10 protein-coding genes and 1 tRNA gene are annotated in these 13,261 nt (G+C 34.9%); 6 read left to right on the top strand and 5 right to left on the bottom strand.

Annotated features, from left to right (window positions below):
* Positions 1–166 precede the first annotated feature (166 nt).
* Together CJF12_RS09895 and CJF12_RS09890 are read left to right on the top strand one after the other, a co-directional pair.
* Entirely contained in the window at positions 167–499 is a 333-nt protein-coding gene (locus CJF12_RS09895; protein ID WP_034682070.1) for a hypothetical protein, read from the top strand.
* 648 nt (positions 500–1,147) lie between these two features.
* Positions 1,148–1,816, top strand: coding sequence for a hypothetical protein (locus tag CJF12_RS09890; RefSeq protein ID WP_034682067.1), 669 nt, complete (start codon positions 1,148–1,150; stop codon positions 1,814–1,816).
* A 763-nt stretch (positions 1,817–2,579) separates the two neighbouring features.
* On the opposite strand, the gene CJF12_RS09885 is transcribed toward CJF12_RS09890, so the two are convergent.
* Positions 2,580–2,666, bottom strand: a tRNA-Ser gene (locus CJF12_RS09885).
* Positions 2,667–2,721: 55 nt separating this feature from the next.
* The gene (locus CJF12_RS09880) at positions 2,722–3,738 is read right to left on the bottom strand and encodes an asparaginase (protein ID WP_034682065.1); all 1,017 of its coding nucleotides are present in this window, start codon (positions 3,736–3,738) and stop codon (positions 2,722–2,724) included.
* 164 nt (positions 3,739–3,902) lie between these two features.
* Here CJF12_RS09880 and CJF12_RS09875 point away from each other — a divergent pair, with 164 nt between their 5' ends.
* The 3 genes from CJF12_RS09875 to CJF12_RS09865 are packed head-to-tail and all read left to right on the top strand — an operon-like array spanning position 3,903 to position 5,849.
* Entirely contained in the window at positions 3,903–4,565 is a 663-nt protein-coding gene (locus tag CJF12_RS09875) for a TrmH family RNA methyltransferase (protein WP_034682062.1), read from the top strand.
* A gap of 52 nt (positions 4,566–4,617) precedes the next feature.
* Positions 4,618–5,010, top strand: coding sequence for a hypothetical protein (locus CJF12_RS09870; RefSeq protein ID WP_131329491.1), 393 nt, complete (start codon positions 4,618–4,620; stop codon positions 5,008–5,010).
* Positions 5,010–5,849 carry a hypothetical protein gene (locus CJF12_RS09865; RefSeq protein ID WP_034682059.1) on the top strand — a complete coding sequence of 280 codons (840 nt, stop codon included), beginning with the start codon at positions 5,010–5,012 and terminating at the stop codon, positions 5,847–5,849. Before CJF12_RS09870 ends, CJF12_RS09865 begins: the two co-directional genes overlap by 1 nt.
* A 389-nt stretch (positions 5,850–6,238) precedes the next feature.
* Here the strand turns inward: CJF12_RS09865 and CJF12_RS09860 are convergent, their stop codons facing one another.
* From CJF12_RS09860 to tsaD, 3 genes are all read right to left on the bottom strand, one after another.
* Positions 6,239–6,934, bottom strand: coding sequence for an RsmE family RNA methyltransferase (locus tag CJF12_RS09860; RefSeq protein WP_034682056.1), 696 nt, complete (start codon positions 6,932–6,934; stop codon positions 6,239–6,241).
* 54 nt (positions 6,935–6,988) lie between these two features.
* Complete coding sequence (locus CJF12_RS09855; RefSeq protein WP_034682054.1) at positions 6,989–7,354, bottom strand: four helix bundle protein; 366 nt, start codon at positions 7,352–7,354, stop codon at positions 6,989–6,991.
* Between the two features lie 74 nt (positions 7,355–7,428).
* Positions 7,429–8,445 carry a tRNA (adenosine(37)-N6)-threonylcarbamoyltransferase complex transferase subunit TsaD gene (tsaD, locus tag CJF12_RS09850; RefSeq protein ID WP_034682051.1) on the bottom strand — a complete coding sequence of 339 codons (1,017 nt, stop codon included), beginning with the start codon at positions 8,443–8,445 and terminating at the stop codon, positions 7,429–7,431.
* 4 nt (positions 8,446–8,449) lie between these two features.
* Between tsaD and CJF12_RS09845 the strand changes: the two genes are divergently transcribed.
* Positions 8,450–13,258 (top strand): translocation/assembly module TamB domain-containing protein, encoded by a 4,809-nt coding sequence (locus CJF12_RS09845; protein ID WP_034682048.1) that lies wholly within the window; start codon positions 8,450–8,452, stop codon positions 13,256–13,258.
* Positions 13,259–13,261 lie beyond the last annotated feature (3 nt).

The raw sequence follows: 13,261 nt of genomic DNA, 5'->3' as shown, positions 1-13,261 counted from the left end.
TTGCAAGAGTTTTGAGCAGACTGCATTCTCCTGAACCCAAGCAAAGCCTTGTTTGTCATGTGTTATCTCTTCAATTTGATTAAATTATTTTCATTAATCTTTTTTGGTCGTACACATTTGGCTTGTTTTATGTTATATTTATTAAATTAATTTTAAAAATAAAAATATGAAAAAGAAGTTATTTGCCTTATTAGCTTTTGGTTTATTTGCAACAGCTATTAATGCTCAGGAAACTGTAAAAAAAGAAGCAAAAAATGTTGGTACTGCGATTGAAAAAGGAGCAAAAGCAACAGGAGAGGGAGTGAAAGATGGTGCAGAATGGGTTGGAGATAAAACTAAAAAGGGAGCAAAAGCTACAAAAAAAGGTGTTAAAAAAGGCACGAAATGGGTTGGTAAAACGGCAACCAAAGGTGCGAAAAGTGTTAAAAAGACCGCTGTAAAAGGTGCAGATGCAGTTTCAGATGGTTATAAAGATGTAAAAGCAGATCTGAAAAAATAATTCTCAAGAAAAATATTAAAAAAACGGCTTCTACTATAGAAGTCGTTTTTTTATGTTACATTATTTTTTATGATTAATTTATAAAAAAAAAACCCAATTTATTGGGTGTGAATGTTTTAATTGATAATCAATTGTTTTTGCAGAGAGGAAGGGATTCGAACCCTCATTAAAGTTACCTGTATACTACTTTTCCAGGGTAGAGAGTATTGTTTATAAAGAATTGTAAATTAGAGTTGTGTGGCTAATTTTTGTTTGGTTGTTTGTAAAAAAGATGTAAAAACCATATTTTTTGTAAATATTTGTAAATTTTATTTTTCACCTTTTTTACATTGTAATCATTTTAAAAGTAGATTTGAAGTGCAAATATATATATTATACGTCAAGATATGTTGTTAGCGTAGAAATTCGGCCCAAACATAGTGGTATTAGGAAATTTTTGACTTTTTTATTATTTATGGATTAAAAATTTTCTTGGTAATGAAATAATATTAATTTTACGATTGCAATGAAAGATAATAAAATTGAAATCAAATTAGACTTTGCTGATCATGCAAATGTCAATCTTGAAAACATATCAATAATGGTTTTTCAAGAGTGATTTGTTTTAATAGGCTCTAAGAATCAAATAACATAAAATTTCAATAAAAAATGAAAATATTAAGCTTATTTTTTTGTCTTATATTATTTTATTCTTTTTTACCTCATACTTATAAGGGGCATGTATTTGGGGATAAAAATAAATACCTCCATGGTTATTTTATTGATTCGGCACAGCATAAAGTTGAAGGACTAATATCATTTAATGAGTCTGACTGTGAGAACTTTTTGTTTAAAAAGGAACTTGGTGAAAAACCAGTGAGTATAAATGTTGCAAAATGTAGTAGTTTTAAAATGGGAGATAATCGGTTTCAAACTATTGAAAATATTAATTTTGTGGTTTTTATGCGAAAAAGAGTTATAAACAGGGCTTTTGCTAAAATTTTAGATACTGGGAATGTAAAGCTCTACAAGGTTACGCTGGCATTGTCTTCAAGAGATAAGGTTCATAAAATTTCATCTTCTGTAGCAGATCTTTCGGGTAGTGAGGGGAGTAGTTTATCAGGATATCTCAAAAAAGTTAGAACTTTTTATTTCGTAAAAAGAGATAAAGAAAAAATGTATGTGCGCTTAGAAAGTAAAAAAAGCAAATTCATAAATCAATTGAAAACCTATCTTGCAGATAGTCCAGTTGTTTTGGCCGCATTAAAAAGTAATAAAGATTTTACTTATAATAACATCGAGGAGATCATTCATATATATAATAACACTTCTCGATAAATTTGAGTTTTTTATCACCTTTGAAATAAATTGCAAATTTTTTTACGCCCTTCTTCGGATGGGCTTTTTATTGGGGATTTTTGTCTCTTAATTCCTTATTGAGCCACTTTTCTGTATTCATAATATTAGAAATCAAAAATGCTTCATCACAATATAAATGAGTGAAATTTCTGAAAAGGAAAGATTCTTTTTATAGGCCCTTAAAAACATTCAGATTATTAATATACTTTTCTGTGCTGCTTCCACTTTTTAACATCGGTCTTCGAACTATTAATCTTATGTTCTTGCAGTTCTTTTATTCTAAGTTCCCCAAACTCATATAAACTTTCGGAGTTGCCTATTACGTAGTTTTCAATTTGCTAATGCGTTTTTAGATTCTCGAGAATTTAATAATTTAATAATTTTTCTTGGATTTTTTAGAAGGTAATCGTAGATGGCATTATATAATGGATGGCATTTCTTTGGTTCCTCTTTGTTGAAATCCCAATCCTTTGTATGTGAAGAATATTCTGTAAATGGATACTTTCAATCTTTGGAAGATATGTAAATATACATGTAATTCTAATGGATGGCCTTCTTTGTTGTCAATGGTTTGTCAATGTAAAACCTGATTTTCATAGTAATATTTGTTGTGTAAAAATAATGTAAAAAATGAGTATTTAGTACCTATTTTGTACTTATATAAAGCTATGAAAAAAAATATAGGACAATAATATTACTGTGTAAAAATAAATAACGCACTGATTTACAGTGCGTTATTTTGCAGAGAGGAAGGGATTCGAACCCTCGATACAGTTACCCGTATACTACCTTTCCAGGGTAGCTCCTTCAACCACTCGGACACCTCTCTATTTCGAGATTGCAAAAGTAATGTATTTTCTTGAATTAACAAATAATTAAATGAATTAGTCTGTAATTTCCCCACATAAACTCTTAGAAAAGTTGTCAGCAAAATTTCCAGAGTAATTTGGATTGCCTACCAAATGCATTGCTTTAGTAATCGCAGTTTCCGCTGTCATATCCTTACCGCTTATGGCGCCTATCCTTGAGAAAATATTACTGTTTTCGTATTTTCCAAACGAGATACCACCCGAAATACACTGGCTTACCACTACGATTTCAGTTCCGTTATTTCGGATTTCCTGGAGAGTTTGTTGCGTTTTTTCACTGCTGAAAATAGTACCAGATCCAAAAACCTGAAGAATAAGGACTTTCATTTTAGGAATTTCTTTGAAATGGCTCAGATGCATTCCCGGAAAAATTCTCCAGAATAAAATATCTTCAGAAATATGGTCGTCAACATGAAAGTCTACATTGGGTTCGCATCGATGCAGGTTATCCTTTATAATATTGAGATGAACTCCTGATTGACCGAGAATAGGGTAGTTGGGGCTTGCATAAGCATCAAAATATTCGGCAGAATACTTCAATGTTCTGTTTCCTCTTAGCAATTTATATTCAAAATAGATAGCAACCTCTTGAATAACAGCTTCATCATTTTCATACAAGCTTGCGTAATATAAACTTGTTAAAAGGTTTTCTTTAGCATCAGTTCTTAAGTCTCCTATCGGCAGTTGAGATCCGGTAAAGATCACTGGTTTCTTTAGCCCTTTTAGCATAAAGCTTAGTGCAGAAGCGGTATAAGACATGGTGTCAGTACCATGAAGAACCAGGAACCCGTCATATTGATCATAATTCTTATGGATATAATGAGCAATAATTTTCCATTCCTCTGGTCCCATGTCTGAAGAGTCAAGCGGTTTAGCAAAAGGATGTACAAAAACTTCACATTCCATTAATTTCATTTCAGGCATTTTCTCAAAAATATTTCCAAAATCAAATGCGCGAAGGCTTCCGGTTTCATAGTCTTTTTCCATACCAATCGTACCACCGGTATATATCAACAGAACTTTTCGTTTCATGTATTACTTTTTGTTAAGAAGTTGAATCTGCTTCAGGTTTATAATCTCAAAATTACGTTAATTTGCAAAGATTTGAAAATGAATGAAACGCTTATGGAAAAATTTTATAAAAATCTGGTTATAATTGTTAGCGTTACATCGAGCTATAAAAAAAGGAAACACTAATGCAGATGAAAGATGTAGCACAAACTTTTGAATATTTAAAGCAGTTCTTAACAGACGAAAGATTAAGAAAAATAGAGCACTTTTCTCAAGATAGCTCTGATTTTGTACTTCCTGTAATGGAGGATATTTATCAGTTTAGAAATGCAGCTGCAATCGTAAGGTCTGTTGAGGCTTGCGGGTTTCATAAAGTAGTAGCAATGGAAGAGGAAAATGTTTTTAACCCTAATCTTACCGTAACAAAAGGAGCTGAAACATGGGTGGAAGTGAAAAAAATGCCCAAAACTATTTCATCACTTCAGGAAATTAAAAATGAAGGGTATAAGATTCTGGCAGTTTCCCCGGAAAAGAATGCGGCTATGCTTCCTGATTATGAAATTACAGAACCCATTGCTTTGGTTTTTGGTACAGAGCTGGAAGGTGTTTCGGAGGAAGTACTTGACTTTGCAGATGAAACATTGGCTATTCCTATGTATGGTTTTACTAAAAGTTTTAATGTATCAGTGGCCGCCGGAATATGTATGTATGAATTAAAGCAAAAGCTTCTTAAATCGGGTATTGAATATAAACTTAATGAAGAAAAACTTTTGCAGATGAAAATCCGATGGGCTGTTAATTCAATAAGAAGTGGTAATCAAATCCTGGAGCAGTATTTAAAAACGTAAAATTCTTCGTCTGATGAAAAAATATACCAAACACTTATTTATCTTTTCGTTTGTGATGTCGCTTATCAGCCTTGCTATTATGGAGAAGGGCTATAAGGAAATGTATCCGTTTTACAGCTGGAAGTTATTTGCTGTGCCCAGTGGAGGAGAAGGTAGTGAGGAACAATATAGATTGTATGGAATAAGGGATCGTGATACTGTACGAATTACAAATACACCTGCCTACAGCTACGAAGCGAATGATAAAGCCGTGATTGTTGGGACTTATGGAAAAAAAATAGAGGAAAATGATAATAGAGAAGGTAGTAGAGTAAAACTGCTTGCCTTTGCTAAAGATACAGAACCAAAATACGAGGGATATCTACTTTATAAGGAAACGTATAATCCTAAGGAAATTGGTGAGACGAAGATGAACATTAATAAAAAACTGATCATAAAACTGTAATGAAATACCCTCAACTTACTGTATTTAATTATAAGGTTGCTTATTATATTTTAAGGCTTTTCGGTTTGTATTGGCTTGTTGCACAATATTTGACATTCATTAAATTAAAAGAGAGGCCAGCGACTATTTATGAACCTGTTTTTTGGATGGAAAAACTAATATTTCCTGAGTTTCCAAGTACTTTTGTTTTTGCAGGCTTTCTAGTAGCTTGCGCAAGTCTTCTTATCATTACGATTTTTAAACCCTCCTATATACTCAATGTCTTTATATTTCTATTAGTTGCGATCATTAATTTACCCATTTCAGCTAATTTTGGGGTTCACCATGATGGGCACATAATCATTCTCGGATTTTTCCTCACCATCTTTTTACTACCTCGAAAGCTTGAGGATAAAGATTATAAACTAGTTCAATATTTTTATCTGGGAATTTTGATGACCTATACTTTAGCAGGGATGAGTAAGATCCTTGGAACGATAAAGAACGTGGTTAAGCATACTGATAAGCTGACATGGCTCGATAAAAACGCAGCAAAGCTAAATACCTATGATAATTACTGGATGGCAGACATGGCGATTCCTGAATCGTTCAAGAACATTTATGCTTATGAAAATTTTTGGGTAGTCATCACAGTGCTTGGAATTCTAACTCAATTCTTTTGCTTTCTGGGAGCTTTTAACAGGAAACTGCTTACTTTCTTTTTAATTTTCCTCTATATTTTTCATGCATATACCACCATGTTTGTTCTGGCGGATTTCGAAAATGCGAATTACTTTCTGATTGTTATTTTCTTTCCATACCATCTTTTACGGCCTCTTTTTATGACAAAGGGCAGATAGAGGAATATCTGTTTCGGCATAATCTCGGCCCGAACGAATAACCATGCAGTTTGTCATTGACTACGTCTAATCTTCGATTTCAGAATGAAGCGCAGCGGAATGAAGGAATCTCAACATAGGGAGTTAAGCGCAAGGTCGCAAAGGATTTTAAAAGGAATCTGTTTTTTAGGGTCGCAAAGGCGTTTCACTCAGCAAGGGCTGAATCTTTTATGATCCTGCAGATGTTTTCTGTCAGTGATTAATTCAGGCTAAACACAATCTTTGTCATTGACTACGTCGAACCTTCGGTTTCTGAACAAAACGGAGTGGAATAAAGAATCTGTGAGATTCCTCGATTCCTCGGAATGACAAATATTGCGTACTTATGGGTATTAACACAGAATCTCAGGTTACTTTAGGTTAAGATAATTCCAGGAAGCTACAAATATTCCCGCTGTTTCCGTTCTCAATCTTTGGTTTCCAAGAGAGGTAGCTCTCACCTTATGGTCTGCCAGATATTGAATTTCTTTTTCAGAGAAATCTCCTTCAGGACCGATAAGAAAAGTATATTGATCAGATTTCGGAATATCATTCAGTGCGATTCTTTCCAGATTTTCATGGCAATGAGCTACAAAAGTATTTTCCGGATTGATATTTTTAAGAAAGTCGGATAATTTTACAGGATCATGTATAACTGGGAAGTGGAATCTAAGACTTTGCTTAGAAGCAGCAATACCTTGTTTTCTGATTTTATCTGTATTCAGATTTTTACGTTCTGTTTTTTCTGTTGTCAAAAAAGTGATTTCGGAAATACCCATTTCTATAGCCTTTTCTACGAAAAACTCGATTCGGTCAATATTTTTGGTAGGAGCGATAGCAATATGTAGCTTTGGATTAAAATCCGGGAGAGCGGTCTTTATTTCCACAATATCCAGACTGGCTTTTTTCCCCTCTAAAACCAATTTTCCGGATGCAAGGTTACCTTTTCCATCTGTTACATGGATTTCTTCCCCGTTTTTCATCCTGAGAACCTTTAAAATATGCTGTTGTTCATCATCATTGATGATCACTTTATTGTTTTCTATGTCTCCGTAAAATAATTTCATAACGTGTTTAAAATGAAATAGCAAAAAGGCAAAAGGGCAAATTTGCTAAATAGCTTATACTATTTTATTTAATATTTTATGTAAAGCATTAAGTTGATTTGAAATGCTTTCTGTTCTCATTCGTAATTGCTCATAATTCCTGTCATCTAAAAAACCTAAATCATTTGAAATAATTAGAAAATTGATGACTTCAATACAGCTACTAAATGAGATATTTATAAACCGTGATTTTTCTTTGTCAGTTTGTCTAGACATTCCTTCTGCAATATTTGCTGTTATGCTAGTACTTGCCCTCCGGATCTGATTGGTAATTCCAAATCTTTCATCATCAGGAAAGGTACCGGTAATCATATAAATTTCCTTAACCAATATTCTAGCATTATTCCAGACAACCAGTTTTTCAAAATAGAAAGTATGCATTTTTTTTCATCATTTTGTTTATCTCTGTGCAATTTAGCAATTCAGCTTTTTAGCCTTTTTGCTTTTAGTGTATTCTATAAATCATACTTCGAAGTAGCGCTAGTTCTTAAATCCGTAAACTCTCCTCTTTCAAATTTTAGTTGGGCTACCATGGCAATCATTGCAGCGTTATCAGTGGTGTATTCAAATTTTGGAATATAAATATTCCAGCCCAGTCTTTCATGGTTGTCCTGCATTACTTTTCGCAATGCTGAATTAGCGGACACGCCACCGGCAATAGCCACTTCTTTGATGTTTAATTCTTTTGCTGCTTTTTCAAGTTTGTTCATTAAAATCTCAATAATAGACTTTTGAACAGAAGCACATAGATCGTTGAGGTTTTCCTTAATGAAATCAGGTTTTTTCTTTACTTCTTTTTGAATGAAATACAGTACAGAAGTTTTGATTCCACTGAAAGAATAGTTGTAGTTTTCCAACTTCGGTTTATTGAATGCAAAGGCATTTGGATTTCCTTCTTTAGCCAGTTTGTCGATGATAGGACCTGCAGGATAATCGAGATCGAAAATTTTTCCTATTTTATCAAATGCTTCTCCTGCTGCATCATCCGTAGTTTTACCGATGATTTCCATGTCGAAATAGTCTTTTACCAACACAATCATAGTATGGCCACCACTTACGGTAAGGCATAAAAATGGAAATTTGGGCGGCATAGGATTTGCATCGTCAATAAAATGGGCTAAAATGTGTGCCTGGAGATGGTTTACCTCGATTAAAGGAACGTCTAAACTCATAGCCAGCGACTTAGCAAAGGATGTTCCTACAAGAAGAGAACCTAAAAGTCCTGGTCCACGTGTAAATCCTATAGCAGAAATCGCATTTTGTTGTATATTTGCTTGGGTCAGAGATTTTTCAACAACGGGGATGATGTTTTGCTGATGGGCTCTTGAAGCCAATTCAGGAACTACACCACCATATTCTTTGTGAATTGCCTGATTTGCAGCGATATTAGAGAGAATGGTATTTCCCCTGATGATAGCTGCTGATGTGTCGTCACAAGACGACTCGATACCTAAAATTATAGACTCGCTCATAATAATGGCAAAGTTAGAGAATAATAACGAAAATGAGAATAAAAAATCTGTAGCTGACAACTTAGGTGATCAGGTTCAGAAAGCTGTTGAAAATGTTGAAGGAAGGGTAAAGGATACGGTGAAGGAAGCGTCAGAATTAGCTTCAGATGCTATTCAGCATCCTGTAGAAACGGCTCATGAGTTTGGAAAACAGGCTGCGAAGGATGTTACCAGTTATTCCTGGTGGGCAAAACTTTTGTTGATTTTATTCTGGTTAGGATTTTCTCTTGTTGTGGCTGTTATTGTGATTATTAACCTTCCTGTTACAAAACAGTGGGCAGCCGATCAGGCATTACAGATTGTCAATAAAGATTTTAAAGCAGATATGTCCACCGAAAGTGTGGAGGTCAATTATTTTGGAAACGTTACGATCAGAGGGCTGAGAGTTAAAGATTACAAAGGCTTTGAGTTTATTAAGGCAAGAGTGTTCAGGGCCAATTCCGATTGGATATCACTTGCTGTGGGAGCCATTTCAGGAAAAAGTAATTCATTGAGCTTTAATTCACTCACAATGGTGAACGCGGATGTTAAAGTAATTACTTATAAAGGAGATAGTATTTCTAACTTTATCCGATTCACACAATTATTTGATAATGGCAAAAAGAGAGATCCTAAAAAGCCTCCTTTTCAGCTAAACTCTCGCGTACAGATCATTGATTCCAAAGTTTCTATCGTTAATCAAAACTCACCCGGAGAAGCGGGGAAATGGTTAACCGCTACCAAGGTAAATTTAAAAGCTCCCAATGTTAAGATTAATGGCGCTGATATCTCAGCATTAATTAATAATTTTTCCTTCGTCACTACAAGATGGGGTAAATCTCATTTAGTAGATACTTTCTCTACGGAACTGTCGATGACTGAGGATTTTCTTTCCCTTAAAGATTTAACATTCAATACGGACCATAGCCTTTTACAAGGAAATATTAAATTTAATCTGAACCATGGTTCATGGGCAGATTTTGCTGATAAAGTACGCTGGGACATGAATATTGAGCAAGGTAGCCAGCTTAGCGGTTATGACATCAGTTATTTTGTAACCAATTGGGATAACTTTAAGCCATTCAATCTTTCCGGGAAAATGACAGGTCCTTTGAATAAATTTCATTTGGATAACTTTCTTATCAGAAACCCGGAGGTGAATATTGCTACCAATACCATGAAGGTGAATAATCTTCTGAAAGGAAATTTTTTAATAGAAACCAATCGTCTTTCCACAGATTTTACCTATAAGGATCTGAAAGCTATGATGCCTACATTTATCTCCAGAAAAATGAAGAATTTTGCGGATGATTTCGGACGGTTAAAATATAATGGAGCGGCAAGGGTAAATCCTAATCAGGTTTATATTCCGAATGGGAGCTTAATAACAGGGATTGGACAAGCTACCATAACTAAGCTTTCGCTGACAGACTATAGTACAAACCTGCCTAAATATTCCGGTTATGTAGAGGTAAAAGACTTAAATACATCGGTCATCACAAAAAATAAGTCAGTAGGTTTGATTTCGGGAAAATTTGATATCAGCGGACAAAGTTTTGATGTGAATACCATGAGACTGACTACAAAATCTCAGATTGCCAGCATTGAAATCATGAATAAAGAAATTAATAATCTTTATTTAGATGGCTTATTGGATCACAAAAAATATAATGGAACCATCACGGTGAATGATGAACAGGCAAAAGCTACCGTAAAAGGATTGATTGATTTCAGTACCTCAAGGATTGCCATGGACGTTAATGCAGATGTGACTTATCTGAATATGAATTATTTCACAGATAAGCCCGGAAACCAGATTGTAAGCGGACAGGTAAACGGCAAGATGGCAATGTCATCTATTAATGATCTGACGGTAGATGTTGAAGCCAACAATATCAATTTTGCCACGACAACTCAAAAGTATGTTGTTCCAAATGCAAAACTTAAAACTTTTATAGAAGATGGAAGAAGGGTTATTTCTGTCGATGCACCGGGAGCTGTTACTGGAAAAATTTCCGGTAAATATAACCTGGCAGATCTTACAGGAATGGTGGAGAACGGATTAGGAAGAATATTAGTAGGGCCACCACCAAGAAAATTATACAGAGATCAAAACTTCATTATGAATTTTGATGTTCAGCAGGGGTTGGTTAGTTATTTTATGCCGGATTTAAAGTTACCTCAGGGTGCCTATGTAGATGGAAAATATGACGGGAATTCTAACGATTTGATCCTTAATGTGGAGGCTGCTTCATTAAAGTATATAATAAATAAGGAAGTCGATATTGCCGAAGCCGATAAGGCTTTGGCTGAAGCAAATCCTGCTTACAAAATTAATGAACATGAAAATATGACCAGGGATAGCGCTATGGTTGATAGTGTAATAGTACGGGTAAATACAGCTAACCTCGATGAACAGATATATGCCAGAATAAGTAAAGTAGAATATAATAAAAACATTCTTAAAGAGCTTACTTTAAGTGGAAGCAATGAGAATAATACTGTTTTACACCTGGCGACTAAGTTTAAACATGGCAGTGTTGAGGATGCATTGGATGACAACTTAAAAGAGTATGCCATTAATGTCAATCAATCTACGAATGATTCGGGGGATTATGTATTCAAATTTGATCCAACAGAGATGAAATTTAATGATGTTACCTGGGCTGTGGACACAAGTCCGGAGCTCGATCATTCCATTACCTATAGGAAAAAAACAAGTGATTTTGAGATTAGAAATCTTAAGATTTATTCCGATAAAAGTGTCTTGTTCATTAAGGAGTCTACGTTTAAATCAGCCAAAGACTTTTATGTAGATGCTGAGATTAATGAGTTTTCTATTGAAAAGCTATTAGAGATGCAGTCCGGAGGAAATTCCCTGGATATTAAAGGTCTGGCTAATGGAACAGTGAAGATACGAATGGATAAGAGTACGCTCCAGCCATTGATAGACTTAACTGTCGATGATATCAAGATGAACGGAAATGATATGGGAGATCTTACCATTTCTGCTACCAACAGTTTCTCTTTAAATGTTTATGATATAGATATTAAGGTTACTTCAGCAGGAGTAATCGGAAATAATAATTTACATGTTACAGGAACCGTAAATAATAATACTGCTACACCGAAAATCGATCTTGTAGCTGCCATGCGAGAATTTGATGTTTCATTTGCGCAGCAATTTGTACAGACCATCTTTGGAAATTTAAGAGGAAAAGCAACCGGGGATCTTAAGATTAGCGGTACTCTTAAAGATCTGGATTACAGTGGAGACATTGCTTTAAAGGAATTTGGTTTAAAGCTTCTGTTTACCGGTGTAGATTATTCGTTTGATGATACTGTAATACCTTTAACAAGAGGCTTAGCGATTCTTAATAGTATTGAGGTTCATGATGGAAGATCAAATTCTAAAGGAAACATATCAGGAGCTATCCAGTTTGAAACACTTTCTTCGATGGGGGTCAACCTCGTAATGAGGGCAGATAATTTACTTATGCTGAATACGACTCAGAAAGATTTTGACTTATTCTGGGGAAGGGTATACGGACAGGGAGATTTATATGTGGATGGTCCTGTATCAGGTTTAAGTATTTCAACACCTAATATGAAGGCACTTAACGGAAGTACATTTACTTTTAACTCGAGTTCTACTTCTAATGTTGAGGAATTTAAGATGCTTAGATTCCTGAAAGAAGGAAAAGACGGATTGATTACGCTTGAAGAGAAGAAGAAGACAGGAGCGAATATGAATATAGACTTTAGTCTGGATGTTGATAAAGGAACGACTGTAAATGTTTTGGTAGGAGATGATGTAGGAAATATTACGGTAAAGGGTGAGGCGGACAGGCTAAAATTCCAGATGAGCAGACAAGGGAATATTGCTATGAACGGAACGTATAAGGTAGATAACGGAACTTTTATCTCCAAAGCGATCCTTAACAAGACTTTCCAGATTGAAAAAGGCAGTAGTATCCGTTGGGATGGTGATGCCATGAAGCCTGCACTAAATATTACAGCAAACTATGTAAGAATGGTTTCTAATGCGGGAGACTATTTGAATATGGGTAGTCTTCAACCGATAAGTATATTGCTACAGGCCAATATTACGCAATCTCTTGTTGACCCGAAGATAGACCTTGGTGTTTCTGCTTTAGATGTATCCAGCCAGGTTAAAGAAACTCTTGCGGCTAAAATGAGTCAGGATGGAGAAAAAGTACTTCAGTTTGGTTCCGTATTACTACTTAATAGTTTTAATGTTTCAAATACGGGAGGGGTGGGAGTAGATTTTGCTGGAGTAGCGGAATCTTCCGGATATAATATGCTTTTAAAACAGCTGGGTTCAGTTTTAAATACGATGAGTAATGAGTTCCAGATCGATTTAAATTATGTAAAAGGAGATCAGAGCTCTAATGTAGGAGATCGAGCTAATGCCGGAGTGAGTTTTGCACTTTCTCCGCGTATCAAGGTGAAGACCGGTCTGGGAATTCCATTAACCAAAACTGAAAATACAGAAACCAATTATCTTTCTGGTGAAGGATCCATAGAATACGATATCTCTAAAAAGAATGACGGTAGTTTAATCCTAAGAGGTTACTCTAAGCCTTCAAATATTGGTGGAGTAGGATCGGGATTAGGTGTCGGGACTAATGGATCTGCAAATCAGGCCTATGGAGGAGGTGTTGTTTGGAGTAAAAGCTTTAATTCTTTATTCAAAAGAAAGAAAAAAGATAAAAACCAACCAGTAGCAAATGAACGAATAAAAACAGATTCTGTAAAATCATCGGTTAAATAATCT

The organism is Chryseobacterium piperi, assembly GCF_002285635.2.
Taxonomy (GTDB): Bacteria; Bacteroidota; Bacteroidia; order Flavobacteriales; family Weeksellaceae; genus Chryseobacterium; species Chryseobacterium piperi.
The sequence above is the reverse complement of the archived record's forward strand: the minus strand, read 5'-3'. Positions and strand labels throughout refer to the sequence as shown.